This is a genomic window from Streptomyces sp. NPDC057099 (assembly GCF_042671245.1).
Taxonomy (GTDB): domain Bacteria; phylum Actinomycetota; class Actinomycetes; order Streptomycetales; family Streptomycetaceae; genus Streptomyces; species Streptomyces purpurascens.
Genome location: NZ_JBHUTX010000036.1, coordinates 1 through 21,682, shown reverse-complemented (window position 1 = coordinate 21,682; position 21,682 = coordinate 1). Strand labels below are relative to the sequence as shown.

The window sequence follows — 21,682 nt, the reverse complement described above, 5'->3', positions numbered from 1 at the left end:
CGGGGCGGGTTCGCTGAGCGGAAGGCTCCGTCCAGAATCCGGGCAGTGAGTGCGGAATACTGCTCGAATTTGCGGCGGTATGAGCGCCCCCATAGGGGCGCGGGGAACTGCGCGAACAGCCACACACAAGCCGCAGCCGACAACCGACGGGAACTCACTTCATCCGGGTCGCCCACTCCTGCACCTTGGCGATCCGCTGCCGCAGCTGCCCCGGCGTCGCCTCCGCCGCCGGAGGCCCCCCGCACACGCGCCGCAGCTCGGTGTGGATCACCCCGTGCGGCTTGCCGCTCTGGTGGACGTACGCGCCGACCAGCCCGTTGAGCTGACGTCGCAGCTCCATCATCTCCTTGTGGGAGACCACCGGCCGCCGCTCGGCGGGCATTTCGAGCAGGTCGGCGTCCTCGTCCGGCTTCTTGCGGCTGTGCGCGATCTGCCGGGCCTGCCGCTTCTGGAGCAGCAGCTGGACCTGGTCGGGCTCCAGGAGACCCGGGATCCCGAGGTAGTCCTGCTCCTCCTCGCTGCCCGGGTGGGCCTGCATGCCGAACTCGGCGCCGTTGTACATGACCCGGTCGAAGACGGCCTCGGACTCCAGCGCCTCGAAGGAGAACTGCTCCTGCTCGCCGGTGTCCTCGTCCTGCTCCCTGTTCGCCTCGTCCATCTCCTTCTCGGACTCGGCGTAGGGGTCCTCCTCGCCCTGCTTCTTGGGCTTGTCGAGGACGTGGTCCCGCTCGCGCTCCATCTCGTTGGCGAAGGAGAGCAGATCGGGCACGGTCGGCAGGAACACGGAAGCGGTCTCGCCGCGTCGCCGGGACCGTACGAAACGGCCCACGGCCTGGGCGAAGAAGAGGGGCGTCGAGATGGTCGTGGCGTACACGCCGACCGCGAGCCGCGGCACGTCGACACCCTCGGACACCATCCGCACCGCGACCATCCACCGGTCGGTGCTCGCACTGAAGTCGTCGATGTTCTTCGAGGCGCCGGTGTCGTCGGAGAGCACGACCGTGGCCTTGCTGCCGGTGATCTCCCGGATCAGCTTGGCGTAGGCGCGGGCGGAGTCCTGGTCCGCGGCGATGACGAGCGCACCCGCGTCCGGGATGGCCTTGCGCACCTCGGTCAGCCGCTGGTCGGCGGCGCGCAGCACGGAGGGCATCCACTCGCCGCGCGGATCGAGGGCGGTACGCCAGGCCTGGCTGATGGCGTCCTTGGTCATCGGCTCGCCCAGCCGCGCCGCGATCTCGTCACCGGCCTTGGTGCGCCAGCGCATGTTGCCGCTGTAGGAGAGGAAGATGACGGGCCGCACGACGTTGTCGGCGAGGGCGTTGCCGTAACCGTAGGTGTAGTCGGCGGCGGACCGCCGGATCCCGTCGTTCCCCTCCTCGTACGTCACGAAGGGGATGGGGTTGGTGTCGGACCGGAAGGGCGTACCCGTCAGGGCGAGCCGACGGGTCGCGGGCTCGAAGGCCTCCAGGCACGCCTCGCCCCAGGACTTGCTGTCACCGGCGTGGTGGATCTCGTCGAGGATGACGAGGGTCTTGCGCTGCTCGACCCGGTTCCGGTGCAGCATGGGCCGCACACCGACACCGGCGTACGTCACGGCGATCCCGTGGTAGTCCTTGGCGAGCGGCCCCGCGCTGTACTCGGGATCCAGCTTGATGCCGATCCGCGCGGCCGCCTCCGCCCACTGCTTCTTCAGGTGCTCGGTGGGCGCGACGACGGTGACCTGCTGGACGACGTGGTGGTGCAGCATCCAGGAGGCCAGCGTCAGCGCGAAGGTCGTCTTGCCGGCGCCGGGGGTGGCGACCGCCAGGAAGTCCCGCGGCTGCTCCTGGATGTACTTCTCCATCGCGCCCTCCTGCCAGGCGCGCAGCTTGCTGGCGGTACCCCAGGGGGCGCGGCCGGGGAACGCCGGGGACAGGTGGTGCGAGGCAGAACTGGTGCCGGCGGTGGTAGTCACGGTCTCCGTAAGGGGGTCGGGCGGCTCGTGCGAGCGAGCCAAACGGCTCGGCTACGTATGACAACCGGGCCACCCTACCGGCGGCCCGGCCCCGTCAATGCGCGGACAAGCCCGGACCACCCACGGGTGGGATCCACGTCACAGCCCCCTCAACCGACCCGCGATCACGGAGATGTCGCTCTCGTCCCCGGAGGCCACATCGATGACCAGGTCGTACGCGATGTCCTGGTCGCAGCCCGTGAGATCGACGCCGTTCACACCCAGGAAGGTCGCGGCGGCCAGCCAGGCCGTGCGCTTGTTCCCGTCGACGAGCGGGTGGTTCGTCGCGATGGCGTGCAGCAGCGCGGCCGCCTGCGCGTGCAGGTCCTCGTAGGCCGCCGTACCGAACATCCGGGCGCGCGGCCGGTGCACGGCGGACACGAACAGTCCGGCCTCCCGGACCTCGGGGGCGGGCCCGTCGCCCGGCCCGCCGAAGGCGATCCGGGCGATCGCCGTGACCTCCGCGACGGTGAGGTGCCTGGTCATTCGCCGAGCCTCCGCAACAGCTCGGCGTGCGCGCCGGCGAGCGACTCCGCCGTGACCCGCACCGGCGACGACTCCCGCGCGAGCCGGTGCAGTACGGCGTCCAGGGCGATGTCCTCGGGGAACGGCGGCCGGGAACCGGCGAATGCCTTACGACCACCCGGTGCCGAACACGCCACGTCCGAACCGTACTCACCACTCCCGAAGCTGTCCTCACCGCTCCCGCAGCCGCGTCGTCACCCAGACCCCCACCAAGGCCACTCCCGCCATCGGCAGGAACACCGCGGCGAAGGCGGCCGGATGAGAGCCGGAGGCATGCGCGGCCGTGTGGCTCACCGTGCCTCCGCCGAGGGCGGCGAAGGCGGCTCCCCCGGCGGACAGGAGGACGACGTTGGAGAGACCGTCGGAGATCTGCAGGGCGGCGGAGTTGGAGCCGGCTTCCGCCGGGGCGGAGAGCTGGAGCAGGAGCACGCTCGTGGAGGAGATGACGAGCCCCATGCCGAGGCAGCCGAAGGCCCAGGCGACGGCCAGGGTCCAGACGGGCACGGAGTCGATCAGCACACTCGGCGCAGTGGCGATGGCCGCCGTCACCAGCAGCATCCCGACGGTCGTCAACCGCTCCCGGTACGCCTCGAACCGCGACCGCGACTGCACCCACGAGCCCAGCGCCCACGTCCCGCCGCCCGCGGCGAGGGAGAACCCGGCCAGGGTCGGACTGAGCCCGCGCTGGGTCACCAGCATCAGCGGCACGAACGACTCGGCGGCGATGAACGACCCCGCGGCGACACCGCGCAACAACACGACCGACGGCAGCCCGCGGGCGGCCCGGTACGTCCCCTTCGGCAACAGCCCGAGCACGGCGGGCACCAGCAGGGCCACGCCCGCGGCGCCCGGCAGGAGCGAGAGGAGACGCAAGTCCTGGGCGGCGTACTGGAGCAGCCCCGCGCCGAGGGAGATGGCCAGGGCGAGACGAATACGCCGACGGTCGAAGGACGTCGGGCCCGCCTCACCGACCGGACCGGCGGCACGGCGCCGTATCTGCGGCAGCGCGAGCGCCAGCGGGAAGACGACGAGCACCGGAATCCCGACGAACACCCAGCGCCAGCCCAGCTGCTCCGTCACCGTGCCGGCCGCGAGCGGACCGACGATCGACGGCACGACCCAGCTCGCCGCGAACGCCGCCATGATCGCCGGCCGCAGCCGCTCCGGATAGGCCCGCCCGACGACGACGTACAGCGCGACGATCACCAGCCCACCGCCGAGCCCCTGCACGGCCCGCCCCAGGATGAACAGCCACATCACCCCGGCCGTCCCCGACAACAGCAGCCCGACCCCGAAGGAGGAGATGCCGACCGCCAACGGCCCGAGGGGCCCCCGCAGATCGGACCACTGCCCCGCGAGCACCATCCCGAACAGACTGGTCGTGAAGTACCCGGAGAACGCGAACGCGTACAGCGACACCCCGTCCAGCTCCCGCGCCGCGACCGGCATCGCCGTCCCCACGGCCGTCGCCTCGAAGGCGATGAGCAGCACGACGGAAACGATCCCGACGCTCAACGCCCGATAGTCCCGCCCCAGCACGGACTCCTGCGTCTCGGCGAACGAGGGTTCGTCGGTGGCGTCTACGACCTCTGGGTCACTCGGCTTGGGGGCGGTCATGCCCGCCAGCGTAAGTTCCACACGGCCCGTTGACCCCTGTCGCAAGACGGCAAACCACCCCGACCTTGGTCGTACGCCCCTGGCCGGACCCCCGCTCTGTGAACGCCGTATGGCAGTCCCATTGCGACCCACCCGATGCCCTTGAGCACGGCTTCCCCACCGCCCTACTGTCAGGACATCGAGTTGGAACACGGCCGTGTGCCCGAGTGGTTCAGGGGCTCGCCTGCGCTGCATCCATCAGCGAGCTCCGCTCGCGGGGAGTTACGCGGGTTCGAATCCCACCACGGCGGTCGAAGTTCGAACTTGGTCACGGCCGTGTGCCCGAGTGGTTCAGGGGCTCGCCTGCAAAGCGAGTTACGTGGGTTCGAATCCCGCCACGGCCTCCACAGCATCAACCGGCATCCGGAAGCCGCTCTCGGGCGGCTTCCTCGTCGGCCTTCCGCCATGCCCGGCGCGCGTTCTCCGCGCGTACGGCGTCCAGCCACCGCCAGAGGCCTATCTCCTCGAGTCTCAGACCGGGACAGGCGATCCGGTGCGGTACGCGGCACACGGCACCGGGCGTGGGCTCGTCCGCGCGGCTGTTCCAGGCCGTTCCGTTGGAGTCCACGAACCAGCGGTGCCAGGCGGGCACCATGTGCGCGGGGACCGGCATGTCCGGTTCGAGCAGGACATGCCAGCCGTAATAGGTGATGCGCCGATCACCGACGAGTCCGCAGTTGGGGCAGACGGGCGGAGCGGGCGGCTCGGGCCCGGTGGCGCCTTCCATCGCGGCCTGGGCCCGGTCGGTCTTCTCCCACGGCTGCGGCACGCCCGGCGGCGCCTGCCGGTGTCCGTCGGGGTCGGGTAACGGGATGATGCTCGACTCGGCTGTATCCCCCATGGAAGCGAGCATCAGGGGGTGTTCGGGACCGGGGTAGGGCGCAATCAGGGCGCAACGGGAGCAGTCGGGTGGGGCAAGGCGCAGATCACCGCTCCGCTCCCCCGCCTTGCGGTTGACCCTGACGCACGGGCAAGCCCCCAACCTGATCCGCATGACTGCCACAAGCGACAGCACCACGCACCACCTCACCGTTCAGCACGACGGCGTCACCATCCCGGTGTCCCGTGGCGGCCGGGGACGACCCCTGGTTCTGTGCCCGGGGCTGAACTGCACACAGGCCGACCTGCACGAACTGATCGATCTGCTGCGGCGCGATCATGATGTCGTGGCCTTCGATCTTCGGGGGCACGGCCTCTCCTCCGCCGCCGAGCGGTACACCTTCGACGCGTTTCTGGGTGATCTGCGTGCCGTGATGAGGGAACTCGAGCTGCTGTCGCCGCCCTTGCTCGTGGGGTACTCCTTGGGCGCGGATCTGGCCGTGCACTACGCGGCCGAGTGTGCCGACACCGTCGCCGGGCTTGTGCTCATCGACGGGGCGAATCCGCTGCCCGAGCCGTTCGTCACCGACATCGACCTCGCGGAGTTCCGGGAGATGGCGCGGCAGACAGTCGAGCAGAGCAAGGGCCGCGAGCGTGCGCGTCAGGTGGTGCTCAGCGCCGAGGAAGTCTTCGAGCTGGGGCTTGAGATGGATGGCGTTCGGGCCGGGATCCTCGACCGGTACCGGAAGGTTGATGGAGCCGTGCGCATGGTCATGTCCAGCGCGATCGCCGGCCGCAGCGGCGCGGGGCGTGCGCCGCGGCACAACCGGCTCTGGCGGGACGGCGTCGAGCGGCTCGTCCGGGAGCGGGCGAACGTCTCCGTCTCCTGGCTCGACGCCGACCACCGGCTGGTCTTCACCCACGCACCGGACATCGCCGAGATCGTGCGGAGCGCGCACCAGCCGGTCGGCGGGCCGGCCTCCTGAGCCAGACTGGGCCCATGCTGACCATCGGCGAGCTCGCGGCCTACGCAGGGGTGACCGTGCGCGCCGTGCGGCACTATCACGCCAAGGGACTGCTGCCGGAGCCCGAGCGGGATCACTCCGGCTATCGGCGGTACGACGCCGGGGCCGTGGTGGAGCTGATCAGGATCCGGACTCTCGCCGAGGCCGGGGTTCCACTGGCGCGTGTGCGGGAGTTGCTCCAGGCCGGCGAGGAGGAGTTCGCCTCGGCCGTCGCGGACATCGACGGGCGGCTGGAAACGGAGATCCGGGAGCGGCAGCGGCATCGCGCGCGAATCGCCCGCCTCACCTCCGGAGACGGTCTGGCGCTGCCCCCTGAGGTGGTCGAGTTCCTCAACCGGCTGCGGGCACTCGGCGTCGACGAGCGGATCGTCGAGGCCGAACGCGACGGCTGGATCCCGCTGGTCGCGCGCTCACCCGAGCGGGTGTCGGAGTGGATCGCCCGCAAGCGGGAGCAGATCGCCGATCCGGAGTTCGTCGACTTCTACTTGGCCTTGAGTGCGGCTCTCGGGTGGAGCGACGGCAATCCGCGGCTGGTCGAACTGGCTGACCGGGTGGCGGCCTACGTCACGAAGCTGGCCGAGGAACGAGGCGAGGAATACGTCGGCGACCCGGGCGGCATCGAGCCGGCGCTCGCCGAGTTGATGGACGCGTTCGTCTTCGACACCGTGCCGTCCGCTCGTCGGCTCATCGAGCTGCTGACGCAGCGGGGCTGGTCCGGCTGGACCACCCTCCAGCCCACAAACCCGCCCCCTACAACACCCCACCCGCCTCGTCCTGGAACGCTTCCGTCCAGTAGTGGCGACCTGATCTGCCCTCCAGAACCCCCGTAGGGTCGACCGCCGACAAGACCTGGAGCATCGTCATGGCCAGCTGGTCGTACGTCTCGGTCGTCAGCTCGTGGTCCGACTGGGAGTCGATGGCGCGTTCGCGGTGGAGGAGCCAGAGAGTGAAGGCGAGGGTGGAGACGTCGGTGTTGAGGGGGTGCAGGGTCGCGTCGGGTTCGCTCCAGTTGAGGACCGCTCCGGTCTCGCCGTCGACGACGAGGCTGTTGTCCTCGATGAGGTGGCCGAGCCGCAGCAGTCGGTGGGCGTGCGGAGGGAGTTGCGTCGGGACGTCGCAGTCGGCGTAGTACTCGGCCAGCGTCGCCAGCGGCACGTCCGTGTCCAGGGAGAAGACATGGGCGTCCTCGGGCAGGCCCACCTCGCGGAGGAAGCGGCGGGTCGGTTCGTGGGTGAGGGTCGCGGGGAAGTCGACGTCCTCGAAGCGGGCCACCTTGCCGGGGCCGAACTCCTGGTCCAGCAGGCGGTGGGGGAGGTCCAGGGAGAGGCCGGAGGTGCCGCCGCGGCCCGCGACCAGGGAGAGGGGGCGGATGAGGGCCGCCATCTTCCAGAAGGGGGCCGGCTCGCCGTCCGTGCCGTCCTGGAAGACCGCGAGGAGGTGCTGGGACGCCTGGGCCACCGCCTTCGGGCCGTAGCGGCCCGCGTAGGAGGCGAACTGGCCGCGCAGGCCCGCCAGTTCGTCCGTGGCCTCGGCGAAGCGGACCAGGGTGCGCAGCGAGGGCGCCAGGGGGCGGCGGTCCATCAGGTCGGGGCGGTCGTGCAGGAAGGACGTCGTCGAGATCTCGCCCGTCGCGCCGTCCAGCAGGACCGACTCCGTCTCCAGGCCTCCGGGGCCCAGCAGTCCGCCTATCACCAGCTGCTCGCGCAGCTCCGCCGACAGCCGGTCGGCCGGGTCGCCCGTCGAGTCCGCGACCGTGCGCAGGCCCTCCCGGCTCAGCTCCGCGAAGCTCAGCACGCCGTTCTCGCAGGGCAGTCCCGGGCCGGTCAGCCAGTGCCGCGTCGACGCGTGCGTCACCCACGGGTCCAGCTCGGACTCGGTCAGGGTGATCACCGCGGAACCGGCGTCGGTCGTACTCATGGGCTCCCCCGCATGTGCTTGCTCAGCGTCCCCAGGCGGAGCACGGCAGACCGCCCGGCCAGGCCCGGCAGCCGTCCCCCACTGCCCAGAACAGTACGCCCCACCACTGACAACGCCCCGGAACAGCGACGCGCCCAGCGACTTCACGTCGAGCGCCTTCACGTCGAGCGGCCGCGCGTCCACCTCACCAGACGCTCAGACACCCCTCACGCGTTCCGTTCCCGCCGGAATCGCCTCCACGAGGACGACCCCCCTCCGGCAGGGACGTCAGGAGCGTTCCGTGACCACCGCGGCCTGCGGGCGGATCGGCAGCCGGTTCACGGGGCGGCCCGTGGCGGCCCGTACGGCGGACGCGACGGCCGCCGGGGACGTCACCACCGGCACCGCGCTGACCGCCTTCGCGCCGAAGGGGGCGACCACGTCCCGTTCCTCGACCAGCCGGACGATGCGGATGTCCGGCGCGTCGAGGGCCGTCGGGAGGGCGTAACCGGTCAGGTCCGGGTGGCGGATCAGGCCGCGCGGGGTGCGCAGGTTCTCGGTCAGCGCGATGCCCACGCCCTGGGTCACACCCGCCTCGATGCGGGCGTTCAGCTGGGCCGGGTTCAGGACCCGCCCCACGTCCTGGGCGACGGCCAGTTCCACGACCCGTACGGAGCCGATCTCGATGTCGACGTCGACCACCGCGCGGATCGCGCAGAAGGACATGCCCACGAAGGCGTCGCCCTGCCCGGCCTCGTTCAGCGGCTCGGTCGGGTGGGGGCGGCACTGGGCGGTGGCCCACAGTTCCTTGCCGTCCAGCGCCTCGGTGACGGTCGTCGAGAGGACTCCGTCGTACGACGTGATCTTGCCGTCGTTGATCTGGAGCAGTTCCGTGGACATGCCGAACTTGTGGGCGAGCGGCTGGAGGAGCTGCGTACGGACCATCTTGGCCGCGCGCTCCACCGCACCGCCGGACACCCAGGTGTGCCGGCCGTGGCAGGCCGCGCCCGCCGTGGGCTGGTCGGTGTCGACCGGCGCCACGTGCACCTCGTCGACGCCGAGCGTCTCCTGGACGATCTGCCGGGCCAGGGTCGTGAAGCCCTGGCCGGTCTCGACGGCCGCGCACAGGACCGTCGCGACCCCGTCCTGGACCTTGACGGTCGCAGTGGAGACCTCGTCCGCGCCCTCCGCGCCGAGCATGTGCACCATGCCCACGCCGTAGCCCACGCCCCGGCGTACCGCGCCCGGTTCGCCCGCGCCCTCGGGGCCGCCGGGCAGCAGCCACTCGTCCTCGGGCGTGTCCTTGGGCAGCGGCGGCAGCGGGAAGTCCCGTACGGCCTGGAGCAGTTCGGCGACCGGGGCCGGGCAGGTCACCGTCTGGCCGGTCGGGAGTACGTCGCCGGTGGCCATGGCGTTGCGCAGCCGCACCTCGGCCGGGTCGATGCCGAGCTTCTTGGCGATCTTGTCCATCTGCGCCTCGTAGGCGGCGCAGACCTGCATGGCCCCTTCGCCGCGTACATGGCCCGACGGGGGGTTGTTGGTGCGTACGGCCCAGCCCTCGATGAAGGCGTTCGGGACGACGTACGGGCCGCAGGCGAAGCCCACCGCGGCGGCGAGGGCCTCGGCGGAGCTGTCGGCGTAGGCGCCCGCGTCGAGCAGGATCTGCGCCTCGACCTTCACGAGAGCGCCCTCGGCGTCCGCGTGGTGGCGGTAGCGCAGGAGGGTGGGGTGCCGGTGGGCGTGGCCGAGGAACGACTCCTCTCGCGTGGCGGTGAGCTTCACCGGGCAGCCGGTCCGCAGGGCCAACAGGCCGAGCGGGAGCTGGAAGCCCTGGTCCTCGCGGTCGGCCGTGGCGCCGGGGACGCCGGTGACGACGACCTTGACGCGCTCGGGTTCCAGGCCGAAGGCGGCGGCGGCCGCGTCGCGGTCGGAGTGCGGGTCGGTGGAGGCGAGGTACAGCTCCACGCCGCCGTCCGGGCGCGGTACGGCCAGGCCCGCCTCGGCGCCGATGGGCGCGGGGTCCTGGCGGCCGATGCGGTACAGGCCCTCGACGACGATCTCGCCGGCCGCGTCCGGGTCGCCGTGGTGCAGCGGGATGTGCCGGATCAGGTTGCCGTCGGGGTGCAGGGGCTCGGCCTCGAAGGCGTGCTCCGGGTCGGTCACCGGGTCGAGCACCTCGTACTCGACGATGACGGCGGCGGCGGCCATGCGCGCGGTGTCGGGGTGGTCGGCGGCGACGGCGGCGATGGGCTCGCCGTGGTGGCGTACGACCTCGGAGGCGAAGACCGGGCGGTCGGCCGTGCGGCGGCCGTGGAACGGGCTGCCGGGGATGTCCTCGTGGGTGACGACGGCGCGTACGCCGGCCATCTCGCGCGCGTGGGAGGTGTCGATCGACACGATGCGCGCGTGCGGGTGCGGTGAGCGCAGCACGGCCGCCCACAGCAGTCCCTCGGCCCACAGGTCGGCGGCGTACGGGAAGGTGCCCTCCGTCTTGGCGCGGGCGTCCGCGGCCGGGAGGGACACGCCGAGGCCGTGCGGCAGTGGTTCGGGGGCGGGGGCGGCCTCCGCGGGCTGAGCGGTGGCTGCTTCGTTGCTCACGCGGGGCCTCCGTCCTGGCCGTAGGGCTGGTCGTGCGGGTCCGGGGCATGCCCGTCCGGGGCGTGCCCGCCGTCCTGGGCGTGCGCGTCCGGGGGCGATCCGAAGGCCGACGGGTGGACGCCGCCGGCGCCCGGGCCCGCCTGGCGCGGGATACGGGCCTCGTCGGTGTCGCCCGCGGCGGGCGCGGCGTGTGTCTCGCGTTCGGCGACGACGTCCTTCACGGCGTCGACCACGCCCCGGTAGCCGGAGCAGCGGCACAGGTTGCCGCAGAGCGCCTGGCGGGTCTCCAGCTCGGTGGGCGCCGGGTTGCCCTCCAGGAGGTCGTGCACGGTCATCGCCATGCCCGGTACGCAGAAGCCGCACTGCACGGCGCCGCAGCGCGCGAGCGCCCGCTGTACGTCCGAGGGCTGTCCGTCCTCGGCCAGGCCCTCGACGGTGCGGACCTCGCTGCCGGCGGCGGTCACTGCGGGGACCAGGCAGGACGCGACGAGCCGCCCGTCGACCTGGACGTTGCACGCCCCGCACTCGCCCTGCGAGCAGCCGTCCTTGGCGCCGGCCAACCCGAGCCGCTCGCGCAGCACGTACAGCAGGGACTCGCCGATCCACGCGTCGGTGACGGGGCGGTCGGTGCCGTTGACGCGCAGGACGAAGGAGGCGAGGGGGTGTTCCTCCTGCGGGAGGGTGGGTCCGTCCTGGGGTGCGCCGGCCTCGTCGTCCGGGGCGCCGGAGGGGTCCTCCGGCGCCGGGGCGTCCGGGGACTCGCCCTCGGCGGCCTCCGGTCCGGCGTCCGTGTCCGCGTCCGCCGTGTCGGGGAGGGGCACGGCGACCGGCTCGGCGGGGCCGTCAGCGCCCTCTGCGGCGTCCGGGGCGTCCTCGGCGGGCCCGTCGGCCTCACCGGTCCCGGGAGCGGCCTGTGAGGCGTCCTGAACGGCCTCCGGGGGCGCGGGGTGTTCGGCGGCGTGTGCCTCGTACGGCTCGGAGGCCTCGGAGGGCGCGCGGTACTCGCCCGGGTGTCCGGAGGGGCCGGACGGTTCCGGTGCGTGGCCGGGTACGCCGGACGGCTCCGCCGGGTGATCGGCGCTGTGATCGGCGCTGTGATCGACACCGTGGTCGGCGAAGCCGGACGGCTCCGGCGCATGACCGAGCCCCCCGGGCCGGGTCTCCTGCGGCAGGGGTCCGGCGGGCGGCTGCTCCGGGGCGTGTGCGCTCTGGTCCGGTGCGTAGGCGGAGGGCGCTCCGGCGAGGCCCTGCTGCCCGTGGCCCTGCTCGTGTTCCTGCGGGTAGCCCGGTCCGGCGTGCTCGTGGCCCGGCGCGTCCTCCGGGGCCTGCTGACCCCACGGCTCGCCCGGCGCCTGTGTCGCCCACGGCGCGGGCGCGCCGCCCGGGAGCGTGGCCGGCGGGTTGCCGCCCCACTGCTCGACCAGCGAGGACGTGGTGAACTCGCCCGACTCGTCCGGAAGGTCGCCCCCGGCGACGGGGATGGACCACTGCCCGGTCACGTCATGGCCGGGCGCGGCCTCCGCCGCCGCGGCCTCCTCGAAGTTCCACTGCCCGGTGGATCCCGGGTTGTACGTGAAGCGGTCGTCCCCGCCGTGCTGCCCCGCCCCGGGGTCGGATCCGTACGGCGTTCCGGAGCCGTAGGGCGCGTCGGAGCCGTAGGGCGTGTCGGCTCCGTAGGGCTGCTCCGCGAGCTCGTGGCCCTGCTGCTGGTGTGCCGCGTGCGGGTCGTGCCACTGGGCGCCGTCGACGGGCGCGCCGGGCACGGGCCACGCGCTCGTGGCGGCCGGGTCGGTTCCGGCGGTCGTGGCGGGGTCGACCGTTATCTGCGGCGGTACGTAGCCGTGGCCGGGCGCGGCGAGGGGGCTGTCGGCGGCCAGCAGGGCGTCGATCCCCCCCTCGGGGAGCTCGACGAAGGCGGTGGCGCCGTCGTCGTACTCGCCCTGGGGCAGCGGGTCCCAGCGGCTGCCGCCCCGGGGCGTGCCCTGTCCGTGCTGGTCGTCGGTCACGACAGCGCCCTCCCCAGTGCTCGTCGGGCCAGCGCGGCGACGGTGCGCCGCAGGTGCAGTACGGCGGGCGGAAGCTGCGGTACGGAGCCGTCCTCGGCCGGGGCCGCGTCGGGGATGCAGGCCGTGGCGACGTACTCCCCGAAGGCGTTCAGCGCCTCCGGCACGATCGCGCGGTTGTTGTCCCAGTCGATGAGCCGGCCGACCCACTCCTCGGCCTCCAGGGGCCGCAGCGCCATCGGCGCTATGGCGCCCACCGCGCAGCGCACACCCCGGCGCGCGGGGTCCAGGACCAGGGCCACGGACGCCACCGCGCGCCCGGGGCCGGTACGGCCGGTCGCCTTCAGGAAGACCTGCGGGGCGTGCAGCAGCGGCACGCGCACGTAGCCGATGAGTTCACCGGCGCGCAGCATGTCCATCCCGGCCAGCAGGTGCGACACCGGGATCTCCCGGCGGGCTCCGCCCGGGCCCGCGATGATCAGTGTCGCCTCCAGGGCCGCCAGGACCGGCAGCGCGTCACCGGTGGGGGCGGCCGAGGCGATGTTGCCGCCCAGGGTGCCCGCGTTGCGGATGTGCGGCGGGCCCGCGGCGCGTGCGGCGGCGGCGAGCGCCGGGATCAGGGCCGCGAAGTCGGGGCGTCCCATGCGCGCGTGGGTGAGGCCCGCGCCGAGCAGCGCGTGACCGTCCTGGTACTGCCAGCCGCGGATCTCGCTGATCCGGCCGAGTCCCACCAGCGCGGCGGGCCTGAGCTGCCCGGAGTTGACGGAGGCCATCAGGTCGGTGCCGCCCGCGACGGGCACGGCGGCGGGCACGGCGGTGAGTGCCGCGACGGCCTCGTCCAGCGTCGTGGGCAGCGTGACGGCCTGCGCCGCCTGCGGTGCGTGCGTGGTCAAACCGGCTGCCCCTTCCCGCTGCCCCACCTGGTCCCACCTGTGCTGCCGTACGGTACGTGCTGACAGGGCGGACGTGGCAACTCTGGCACATCTTGGCGAGAGCCGAAGACACGGGTCCGCTAGGAGGCATTCGCCCACCTCATCGGGGAGATGGTCCGTTTTCGTACGGGTTCACCAGTGCATGCCGATTGGCACTTTCGGTGACCCTTGTGCGCTTTTTCCGTGGCCTGTTCGAGCTGTTCGGTCGTCGCGGGCAGGTCCCTACCGGTGGGGCGGCGGGCCGTCGACCGGGCGCCCCAGCACTCCGGGGCGCCGCTGCCAGGGCAGCGGTCCGGCGGGGGGCCGGTAGGCGACGCCCAGGGCGTCGAGTCGCCGGCAGTGGGCCGTCATCCGCTGCTCGAAGCCGGTGAAGTCCCGTTCCGCCGGGGCGGGCAGGGCGCTCCAGGCGACCTCGGCGAAGGCCGCGAGCCGGGGGAACGCCTGGTAGTCCACGCGCGCGTGGTCCTCCATCACCTCGGTCCACAGGTTGGCCTGGGTGCCCAGCACGTGCCGGGTCTCCTCGGGCGTCAGCTCCGGCGGCACCGGCTCGAACCGGTAGACGTCCTCCAGGGTGCGCACCCACCCGATCGGTACCGGCTCGTCGGGGCCCGGGTCCTGACGGTGGTCCAGATACACCTGCTGCTCGGGGCACATCACGACGTCGTGGCCGGCCCGGGCGGCGGCGATGCCTCCGGCGTAGCCGCGCCAGGAGGAGACGGCCGCGCCCTTCGCCAGCCCGCCCTCCAGGATCTCGTCCCAGCCGATCAGCCGGCGTCCGCGCGCGGAGAGCCACGCGTCGAAGTGCCCGACGAACCAGGACTGGAGCTCGTCCTCGTCCGCGAGCCCGAGTTCCCTGATGCGCGCCTGGGCGGTCGCCGAGCTACGCCACTGCTCCTTGGGGCATTCGTCGCCGCCGATGTGGACGAACTCCGACGGGAACAGCTCGAGGACTTCCTCGAAGACGCCCTCGTAGAAGCGCAGGGTGTTGTCAGTGGGTGCGAGTACGTTCGGGTTGATTCCCCAGGTGTCCCAGACGGAGAGGCTGTTGGTGTCGATGACGTCGGTGTTGCCGAGTTCCGGGTACGCGGCGATGGCGGCCTGCGAGTGGCCGGGTACGTCGATTTCGGGGACGACGGTGATATGCCGCTCGGCGGCGTAGGCGACGATCTCCCGGATGTCGTCCCGGGTGTAGTAGCCGCCGTGCGGCTTCTCCTCCCACAGCGGTGAGGCGCGGTGGCCGGTTTTCGTACGGGCCCGCCAGGAGCCGATCTCCGTCAGCCGCGGATGCCGCTCGATCTCGATGCGCCAGCCCTGGTCGTCCGTCAGATGGAAGTGGAAGACGTTGAGTTTGTGCGCCGCCATCAGATCGAGGTAACGCAGGACGCCTTCCTTGGGCATGAAGTGCCGGGCGACGTCGAGCATCAGGCCGCGCCAGCGGAATCGGGGCGCGTCCTCGATCGTGAGGTGCGGCACCGTCCAGGCGCGGTCGCGGCCGAGCGGGGCCCTGCGGTAGGCGTCGGGGCCGAGGAGTTGCCGCAGCGTCTGGGCGCCCCAGAAGACGCCGGCCGCGCTGCCGCCCTCGACGAGGAGGCCGTCGGCGTCACTGCCGAGGCGGTACTCCTCGGGGCAGAGTTCGGGGGCGAGCCGGAGCCGGATGCCGTCGTCGCCGGGTTCGCTCCCTTCGTGGAGGGGCAGGCCGGTGGCCTGCCCCAGGGCCGTGCGCAGCCAGTGGCCGACGCCCTCCGTCCCGGGGCCGGCGGAGAGCCGGGAGTGCGCCGTCAGCCGCACCTCACCGGAGCCGGAGCCTGAGCCTGAGCCTGAGCCGGTGACGACGCTGCGGGGTGCCGGAATCAGATCAGTCACGTCAGTCCTTTACCGCCCCGCCCAGCCCCGACACGAGCCGCCGCTGCACGAGTACGAAGAAGACCAGGACCGGGATCGTCATCACCGTGGAGGCGGCCATGACGCCGCCCCAGTCCGGGTCGTCGGGCTTGTAGAAGACCAGCAGCGCCATGGGCAGCGTCGACTGGGAAGTGTCACTGATGATGAACGACTTGGCGAAGAGGAAGTCGTTCCATGCGGAGATGAACGAAAACACGCTGGTGGCCACGAGGCCCGGCAGCACGAGGGGGAAAAGGATCTGCCAGAGGAATCGCGCCCGGCTCGCCCCGTCGATGTAGGCGGCCTCCTCCAGCGCCTCCGGAACACCTTTCACGAACCCCCGCAGCATCCAGATCGCGAAGGGCAGCGAGAAGGCGATGTGGGGCAGGATCAGCGAGCCGAGGGTGTTCAGCTGGCCGAAGTCCCGCATGAGGAAGAAGAGGGGGATCGTGAGGGCTTCCACGGGCACCATCTGGGCCACCAGAAACATGATCAGCAGGGTGGTCCTCAGGCGGAAGCGGAATCGTGTCACGGCGGTCGCGGCGAGAAACGCGATCAGCGCGGAGGCGATCACGACACAGCTCGCGACGACGAGGCTGTTGAGGAAGTAACGGCCGAATTCCTGCTGCCCGAAGACGCGCCGGAAGGAATCCAGGGAGGGTGCGAGAGTCCACGGCCGGGGCTCGCTCGACTCGATCTCCCCGGCCGGTTTGAAGGCGCTCAGCACCATCCAGTAGAGGGGGAAGGCGACGACGACCGCGATCAGCAGGGCCGAGGCCTCGGCGGCCAGCCGTCCCGGGCGGCGGACACGGGCGCGTAGAAGATTCACAGTTCCTCCCCCTGCCGGCGCAGCAGCCGCAGGTACACCAGCGTGACGGCGAGCAGGATCAGCAGCATCACGACGCCGATCGCCGAACCGAGGCTGTACTGCGAGGACGCGAACGCCTGCTGGTAGGCGTAGACGTTCAGGACCATGTTCTGGCCCGCGATGCCGCCGCCGTTCGTCATGACGTAGATCTGGGTGAAGACCTTGAAGTCCCAGATGACCGACTGGATGGTGACGACGACCAGGATCGGCCGGAGCATCGGGGCGAGTACGGAGCGCCAGATGCGCCACTGCGAGGCGCCGTCCAGGGCGGCGGCCTCCAGTACCTCGGCGGGTACGGCGCGGATCCCGGCGTACACGGTCACCATCACGAACGGGAAGGAGCACCACACCACTTCGAGCAGGACGAGGAAGAAGGCGCTCAGACGCCCGTACGTCCACGAGTGGTCGCCGAGGCCCAGCATCCGGTTGACCGGGCCGAAGTCCGGGTCGAAGAGGAACAGCCAGACCGTGGAGCCGGTGACGGCCGGGGTCGCCCACGCGCCCAGCGCGGCCAGCATCAGCGCGAGCCGCGGTACGGCCCGCACGCGGGTCAGCAGCACGGCGAGGGCGCAGCCGACCGCGAGCGTGGAGACGACACAGGCCGCCGCGAACAGCACGGTGGCGAGCAGCACCTGCCAGAACTGCGGGTCCCCGAACAGCTCGGCGTAGTTCCCGAACCCCTGGAACGTGGTCGGTTCCCCGCCGCTGACCTGTGCCTGGGTGTACTCGAAGAACGAGATCAGGCCGAGTTGATAGATGGGGTAGACGAGCAGCCCGCCGAGCACGACGAGCGCGGGCGCGAGATACAGCCAGGGCGTCCAGCCGCCGGAGGCGCCGACGGATCTGCCGGGCGCGGCCCGTCGCGACCCCGGTCGCCCGCTCCGCGCCCCGCCGGCGACCTTGCCCGAAAGCCGGCGCGGCGAACCGCCGCCCTCCTCTGCGCGGGCCTCGCGGGAACGATCCCCGACCGACCCGACCGACCCGGCCGGACCGCCGGGCGCTGCGGCGACGCTCGTGGAAGCGGGCGCGGCATGGCCGCCGGGCAGGTCACGCGCGGCTCCCGCCGTGACCTTCCCGACAGGACCGCCCGCCGCCCCGGCAGTTCCCGCCAAGCCGGCACCAGGCGAATCGACCCCGGCGGTGTCGGTCCCGGCCAGGCCGGCTTCCGCCGATTCCGTACGGTCGTCCATCCGGGTCACCCGGCGGAGCCGAACGCGGCGTTCATCTTCTTCGCGGCGGCCTCGGAGGCGGCGGGCACGTCCTTCTTGCCGGCGATGACCTCCTGGAACATCGTCGGCAGGACGAGCGAGGAGTCGATCTGGGCCCAGGCGGGTGAGGCGGGGACGAACTTGGTGCCGGCCGAGAGGGTCTGGACGAAGGGCTTCACGAACGGCTCCTCGGTCGCGACCTGCTGCCGTACGTCCGTGAAGGTCGGCAGGAAGCCCATCGCGCCGAAGAGCTCGGTCTGTGTCTTCTTCGAGGCCAGCTGTTCCATCAGCTCGACGGCGAGGGTGCGGTGCGAGGTGCTCTTCAGGACGCCGATGTTGTTGCCGCCGGCGAAGGCGGGCGCGATCGAGCCGGACTTCACACCCGGCAGCGGGACGACGGCGTACTTGCCCTTGACCTTCCCGGCCTCGACGGCGGCGTGGCTGAAGTCGCCGCCGATCGCCATCCCGGCCTTCCCGGCGGCGAAGGCGGAGACCGTGTCGTTGCCGCCCATGCCCGCGCACTTGGCGGCCGGACAGTTGTCGTCGCCGAAGAGGGACGTGTACGCCTTGATGCCCTTCCGGGCCTCCGGGCTGTCGATGCCGGAGGCGTAGGAACCGCCCTTGCCGTTGGCGAGTTCACCGCCGTTGGCCCAGACGAACGGCATCGCGCCATAGGTGTAGGCGCCGCCGACGACGAGCCCGTAGAGGTCGGGCTTCGCGGCGCGGATCGCCCGGGCGGTGGAGGCCAGTTCGTCCATCGTCTTCGGGGGCTTCAGGCCCAGTTCCTCGAAGACGTCCGTGCGGTAGTAGAGGGCGCGGACGCCGACGTAGAACGGGGCGCCGTACATCTTGCCGTCCACCGTCACCGACTGCTTCGCGGTCGGGTCGGTGTCCTTCGCCTCGCTCCAGTCGCCGAAGTCCTTCGTGACGTCGAGGAGTCCGCCGTCCTTCACATAGCCGGCCGTGTCGGTGTTGCCGTACTCCATGACGTCGGGAGCGGAGGCGGGGTCGTTGAAGGCGGCCTTGACGCGCTGGGCGCGGGTCTCGATCGGGATGTACTCGACCTTGACCTCGGTGCCCTTGTGGGCCTTCTCGAAGTCGGCGACGACCGAGTCGACGACCTTCTCCTTGGGGGTGTTGCCGACCTCCTGGAAGAGCCAGACACGCAGCGAGCCGGTCTTCTCGTCCTTGTCGGAGGAGGAGTTACCGGAGGTCTGGGGCGCGCAGGCGGTGGCCAGCAGGGCGGCGAGCGCCGTGAGCCCGGCAAAACGGACGGACAGCTTCATGAAGTGCTCCTCCGAGGGAGTGTTGCAACATGCGCAATGAAGGTTTCGCTGTGCACAACACATCGGAGGCTAGGGACTGCATGAACACGACCACAAGAGGTCTCAACCACTCTGTGACCGGCTGAAGCGTCCCGCGCAACGCCCGGACAGCACAAAAGCCTCCAGGGCGCGCAAAACGCACCCTGGAGGCCTCAGGTCACACGGGCCGGGCGCCGACTACTTGTCGCCCTTGCCCTTGTCGTCGTCGCCGGAGCCCATGGACTCGTAGATCTCCTTGCACATGGGACACACGGGGTACTTCTTCGGGTCGCGGCCCGGCACCCACACCTTGCCGCACAGCGCCACGACGGGGGTGCCGTCGAGGGCGCTCGCCATGATCTTGTCCTTCTGGACGTAATGGGCGAAGCGCTCGTGGTCACCGTCACCGTGCGAGGTCTGCGGCGTCGGCTCTACGAGGGTCCCCGTACCAGTCCCGCGCTCGGGCTCGAGAGTGCTCATAGGCCCCAGGGTACTGAAGCTCACACGCATCAGTTGAGCGAAGGGTCGTCCGGATACGTCGCCACCATCGCCAGCTCGCCCCGCTGGCGGCGCAGGACCTCGCGCCAGAGCCGCTCGGGACACGGGGACGAGACATCGCCGGGCTCCGACTCCACGACGTACCAGGCGCCGTCCACCAGCTCGTCCTCCAGCTGGCCCGGGCCCCAGCCGGCGTATCCGGCGAAGATCCGCAGGGAGCCGAGGGCGGAGGCCAGCAGCTGCGGCGGGGCCTCCAGATCGACCAGGCCGATCGCGCCGTGCACCCGGCGCCAGCCCAGCGGGCCGGCCTCCCCGGACGCGCCGCCGGGGACGACCGCGACCCCGAGGGCCGAGTCCAGCGAGACCGGACCGCCCTGGAAGACGACGCCGGGCTCGCCGGCTAGGTCGCCCCAGCCCTCCAGGATGTCGTTCACATCCACCGGGGTGGGACGGTTGAGGACGACACCGAGGGAGCCCTCCTCGTCGTGGTCGAGGAGCAGCACCACCGCGCGGTCGAAGTTCGGGTCCGCCAGGGCGGGGGTGGCCACGAGCAACCGCCCTGTGAGCGAGGACACCTCGGTCATGGCAGACATGATCCCGCATCTTCCCTCCGCGTGGGGAGGCAATGGGGGGACGCGAGGGCATGCAGCTCAGGGCACACGGGTGCGTCGTGCGCGCACGAAAGTGACCGTGACCCCATGTGCCCGGCACGGAACCGTTCGTGTTGTGACAGAGCTATGACGTGTCTGGGTCTGACTCAGGCTTACAGAAGGGGGGTGGTGGGCGATTACCCTTTCCCTTCTGGCCCCTGCCCGACTCCACGGAACGCGAGATTCATGACCGTCAACGGCACTGAAGACGTACTGCTTGTCCACGGCGGGACCCCGCTGGAGGGCGAGATCCGTGTCCGCGGTGCGAAGAACCTCGTACCGAAGGCCATGGTGGCGGCGCTGCTGGGCAGCGCTCCGAGCCGGCTGCGCAATGTTCCGGACATCCGTGACGTACGGGTTGTGCGGGGTCTGCTGCAGCTGCACGGTGTGACGGTCCGTCCGGGGGACGAGCCCGGCGAACTGGTGATGGACCCGACGCGCGTGGAGAGCGCGAACGTCGCTGACATCGATGCCCACGCCGGTTCGAGCCGTATCCCGATCCTGTTCTGCGGTCCGCTGCTGCACCGCCTCGGCCACGCCTTCATTCCCGGCCTCGGCGGCTGTGACATCGGCGGCCGGCCCATCGACTTCCACTTCGACGTGCTGCGGCAGTTCGGCGCGCGCATCGAGAAGCGGGACGACGGGCAGTACCTGGAGGCGCCGCAGCGGCTGCGCGGTACGAAGATCCGCCTGCCGTACCCGTCCGTCGGCGCGACCGAGCAGGTGCTGCTGACGGCGGTCCTCGCGGAGGGCGTCACGGAGCTGTCCAACGCGGCCGTCGAGCCGGAGATCGAGGACCTGATCTGCGTTCTGCAGAAAATGGGCGCGATCATCGCGATGGACACCGACCGGACGATCCGCATCACCGGTGTGGACAAGCTCGGCGGCTACACCCACCACGCCCTGTCGGACCGGCTGGAGGCCGCGTCCTGGGCGTCGGCGGCGCTGGCGACCGAGGGCAACGTCTACGTCCGCGGCGCGCAGCAGCGCTCGATGATGACGTTCCTGAACACCTTCCGGAAGGTGGGCGGGGCCTTCGAGATCGACGACGAGGGCATCCGCTTCTGGCACCCCGGCGGGCAGCTCAAGTCCATCGCGCTGGAGACGGACGTCCACCCCGGCTTCCAGACCGACTGGCAGCAGCCGCTGGTGGTGGCCCTGACGCAGGCGACGGGCCTGTCCATCGTCCACGAGACGGTCTACGAGTCCCGCCTCGGCTTCACCTCCGCCCTGAACCAGATGGGCGCGCACATCCAGCTCTACCGCGAGTGCCTGGGCGGCTCCGACTGCCGCTTCGGCCAGCGCAACTTCCTCCACTCGGCCGTCGTCTCGGGCCCGACCAAGCTCCAGGGCGCGGACCTGGTCATCCCCGACCTCCGCGGCGGCTTCTCGTACCTCATCGCGGCCCTCGCCGCCCAGGGCACGTCCCGTGTCCACGGCATCGGCCTCATCAACCGCGGCTACGAGAACTTCATGGAGAAGCTCATGGAGCTGGGCGCGAAGGTCGAACTGCCGGGCAAGGCCCTGGGCTGACCCCACACGGGCCCGACGCCCGTACGACCAGACGCCCGGGGGCATCACCCCGGGCGTCAGTCGTACGGCTGGGGGTCCGGGGGTCGTCCCCCGGGCAAGCACAGCATGGAGAAGCTCATGGAGCTGGGCGCGAAGGTCGAACTGCCGGGCAAGGCCCTGGGCTGACCCCACACGGGCCCGACGCCCGCCCGAACCGACGCCCGGGGCATGACCCCGGGCGTCGGTCGTACCCCGGGCGAGCGCAGCCGTAGAGCGCGCGCAGTGATGCCAAAGGGGCGGCCACCCGGATCGGG

The 21,682-nt window shown here is 71.6% G+C and carries 18 protein-coding genes and 2 tRNA genes; 5 read left to right on the top strand and 15 right to left on the bottom strand.

Annotated elements, in window-relative coordinates; all coding sequences use genetic code 11:
* Nucleotides 1–154 precede the first annotated feature (154 nt).
* From ACFT4A_RS31150 to ACFT4A_RS31135, 4 genes are all read right to left on the bottom strand, one after another.
* On the bottom strand, nt 155–1,954 hold the full coding sequence (locus tag ACFT4A_RS31150) for a DEAD/DEAH box helicase (RefSeq protein ID WP_382836613.1): 1,800 nt from the start codon (nt 1,952–1,954) through the stop codon (nt 155–157).
* 138 nt (nt 1,955–2,092) lie between these two features.
* The gene (locus ACFT4A_RS31145; protein ID WP_382836610.1) at nt 2,093–2,479 is read right to left on the bottom strand and encodes a type II toxin-antitoxin system death-on-curing family toxin; all 387 of its coding nucleotides are present in this window, start codon (nt 2,477–2,479) and stop codon (nt 2,093–2,095) included.
* Nucleotides 2,476–2,655, bottom strand: coding sequence for a hypothetical protein (locus tag ACFT4A_RS31140; RefSeq protein WP_382836607.1), 180 nt, complete (start codon nt 2,653–2,655; stop codon nt 2,476–2,478). The genes ACFT4A_RS31145 and ACFT4A_RS31140 overlap by 4 nt, the downstream gene beginning before the upstream one ends.
* 34 nt (nt 2,656–2,689) lie before the next feature.
* Nucleotides 2,690–4,135, bottom strand: coding sequence for an MFS transporter (locus ACFT4A_RS31135; RefSeq protein WP_382836605.1), 1,446 nt, complete (start codon nt 4,133–4,135; stop codon nt 2,690–2,692).
* A gap of 192 nt (nt 4,136–4,327) precedes the next feature.
* Here ACFT4A_RS31135 and ACFT4A_RS31130 point away from each other — a divergent pair.
* Together ACFT4A_RS31130 and ACFT4A_RS31125 are read left to right on the top strand one after the other, a co-directional pair.
* A tRNA-OTHER gene (locus ACFT4A_RS31130) sits at nt 4,328–4,425 on the top strand.
* Between the two features lie 21 nt (nt 4,426–4,446).
* Nucleotides 4,447–4,521, top strand: a tRNA-Cys gene (locus ACFT4A_RS31125).
* 5 nt (nt 4,522–4,526) lie between these two features.
* Here ACFT4A_RS31125 and ACFT4A_RS31120 read toward each other — a convergent pair.
* A complete protein-coding gene (locus ACFT4A_RS31120; protein ID WP_382836602.1) occupies nt 4,527–5,015 on the bottom strand; it encodes a DUF6083 domain-containing protein in 489 nt (162 codons plus the stop codon).
* A 151-nt stretch (nt 5,016–5,166) separates the two neighbouring features.
* Here ACFT4A_RS31120 and ACFT4A_RS31115 point away from each other — a divergent pair, with 151 nt between their 5' ends.
* Together ACFT4A_RS31115 and ACFT4A_RS31110 are read left to right on the top strand one after the other, a co-directional pair.
* A complete protein-coding gene (locus tag ACFT4A_RS31115) occupies nt 5,167–5,979 on the top strand; it encodes an alpha/beta fold hydrolase (protein ID WP_382836599.1) in 813 nt (270 codons plus the stop codon).
* Nucleotides 5,980–5,993: 14 nt separating this feature from the next.
* Entirely contained in the window at nt 5,994–6,848 is an 855-nt protein-coding gene (locus ACFT4A_RS31110) for a MerR family transcriptional regulator (RefSeq protein WP_382836596.1), read from the top strand.
* On the opposite strand, the gene ACFT4A_RS31105 is transcribed toward ACFT4A_RS31110, so the two are convergent.
* From ACFT4A_RS31105 to ACFT4A_RS31060, 10 genes are all read right to left on the bottom strand, one after another.
* Complete coding sequence (locus ACFT4A_RS31105) at nt 6,769–7,935, bottom strand: SUKH-4 family immunity protein (RefSeq protein ID WP_382836594.1); 1,167 nt, start codon at nt 7,933–7,935, stop codon at nt 6,769–6,771. The genes ACFT4A_RS31110 and ACFT4A_RS31105 overlap by 80 nt on opposite strands.
* Before the next feature lie 267 nt (nt 7,936–8,202).
* Nucleotides 8,203–10,512: a xanthine dehydrogenase family protein molybdopterin-binding subunit gene (locus ACFT4A_RS31100; protein ID WP_382836591.1), complete on the bottom strand. Its 2,310-nt coding sequence runs from the start codon at nt 10,510–10,512 to the stop codon at nt 8,203–8,205.
* Nucleotides 10,509–12,518, bottom strand: a complete 2,010-nt coding sequence (locus ACFT4A_RS31095) for a 2Fe-2S iron-sulfur cluster-binding protein (protein ID WP_382836589.1) — start codon at nt 12,516–12,518, stop codon at nt 10,509–10,511. Before ACFT4A_RS31095 ends, ACFT4A_RS31100 begins: the two co-directional genes overlap by 4 nt.
* Nucleotides 12,515–13,408 (bottom strand): FAD binding domain-containing protein, encoded by an 894-nt coding sequence (locus tag ACFT4A_RS31090; protein WP_382836586.1) that lies wholly within the window; start codon nt 13,406–13,408, stop codon nt 12,515–12,517. Before ACFT4A_RS31090 ends, ACFT4A_RS31095 begins: the two co-directional genes overlap by 4 nt.
* Before the next feature lie 261 nt (nt 13,409–13,669).
* Nucleotides 13,670–15,310, bottom strand: coding sequence for a beta-N-acetylhexosaminidase (locus ACFT4A_RS31085; protein ID WP_382836583.1), 1,641 nt, complete (start codon nt 15,308–15,310; stop codon nt 13,670–13,672).
* A gap of 1 nt (nt 15,311) precedes the next feature.
* Nucleotides 15,312–16,157 carry a carbohydrate ABC transporter permease gene (locus ACFT4A_RS31080; protein WP_193478365.1) on the bottom strand — a complete coding sequence of 282 codons (846 nt, stop codon included), beginning with the start codon at nt 16,155–16,157 and terminating at the stop codon, nt 15,312–15,314.
* Nucleotides 16,154–17,005, bottom strand: a complete 852-nt coding sequence (locus ACFT4A_RS31075; protein ID WP_382836753.1) for a carbohydrate ABC transporter permease — start codon at nt 17,003–17,005, stop codon at nt 16,154–16,156. The genes ACFT4A_RS31080 and ACFT4A_RS31075 overlap by 4 nt, the downstream gene beginning before the upstream one ends.
* A 386-nt stretch (nt 17,006–17,391) precedes the next feature.
* The gene (locus tag ACFT4A_RS31070) at nt 17,392–18,690 is read right to left on the bottom strand and encodes an extracellular solute-binding protein (protein ID WP_382836580.1); all 1,299 of its coding nucleotides are present in this window, start codon (nt 18,688–18,690) and stop codon (nt 17,392–17,394) included.
* A gap of 216 nt (nt 18,691–18,906) precedes the next feature.
* Nucleotides 18,907–19,188 (bottom strand): DUF3039 domain-containing protein, encoded by a 282-nt coding sequence (locus ACFT4A_RS31065; protein ID WP_010039914.1) that lies wholly within the window; start codon nt 19,186–19,188, stop codon nt 18,907–18,909.
* 29 nt (nt 19,189–19,217) lie between these two features.
* Complete coding sequence (locus tag ACFT4A_RS31060) at nt 19,218–19,790, bottom strand: YqgE/AlgH family protein (protein WP_184593481.1); 573 nt, start codon at nt 19,788–19,790, stop codon at nt 19,218–19,220.
* A gap of 252 nt (nt 19,791–20,042) precedes the next feature.
* Between ACFT4A_RS31060 and murA the strand changes: the two genes are divergently transcribed.
* Complete coding sequence (gene murA / locus ACFT4A_RS31055; protein WP_382836577.1) at nt 20,043–21,389, top strand: UDP-N-acetylglucosamine 1-carboxyvinyltransferase; 1,347 nt, start codon at nt 20,043–20,045, stop codon at nt 21,387–21,389.
* Nucleotides 21,390–21,682 lie beyond the last annotated feature (293 nt).

What these genes read in the sequence shown, in the direction of transcription:
- ACFT4A_RS31145 (WP_382836610.1), bottom strand. Translation starts at nt 2,479, where the DNA reads ATGACCAGGCACCTCACCGTCGCGGAGGTCACGGCGATCGCCCGGATC.
- ACFT4A_RS31135 (WP_382836605.1), bottom strand. Translation starts at nt 4,135, where the DNA reads ATGACCGCCCCCAAGCCGAGTGACCCAGAGGTCGTAGACGCCACCGAC.
- ACFT4A_RS31120 (WP_382836602.1), bottom strand. Translation starts at nt 5,015, where the DNA reads ATGGGGGATACAGCCGAGTCGAGCATCATCCCGTTACCCGACCCCGAC.
- ACFT4A_RS31115 (WP_382836599.1), top strand. Translation starts at nt 5,167, where the DNA reads ATGACTGCCACAAGCGACAGCACCACGCACCACCTCACCGTTCAGCAC.
- ACFT4A_RS31110 (WP_382836596.1), top strand. Translation starts at nt 5,994, where the DNA reads ATGCTGACCATCGGCGAGCTCGCGGCCTACGCAGGGGTGACCGTGCGC.
- ACFT4A_RS31105 (WP_382836594.1), bottom strand. Translation starts at nt 7,935, where the DNA reads ATGAGTACGACCGACGCCGGTTCCGCGGTGATCACCCTGACCGAGTCC.
- ACFT4A_RS31070 (WP_382836580.1), bottom strand. Translation starts at nt 18,690, where the DNA reads ATGAAGCTGTCCGTCCGTTTTGCCGGGCTCACGGCGCTCGCCGCCCTG.
- ACFT4A_RS31065 (WP_010039914.1), bottom strand. Translation starts at nt 19,188, where the DNA reads ATGAGCACTCTCGAGCCCGAGCGCGGGACTGGTACGGGGACCCTCGTA.
- ACFT4A_RS31060 (WP_184593481.1), bottom strand. Translation starts at nt 19,790, where the DNA reads ATGACCGAGGTGTCCTCGCTCACAGGGCGGTTGCTCGTGGCCACCCCC.
- murA (WP_382836577.1), top strand. Translation starts at nt 20,043, where the DNA reads ATGACCGTCAACGGCACTGAAGACGTACTGCTTGTCCACGGCGGGACC.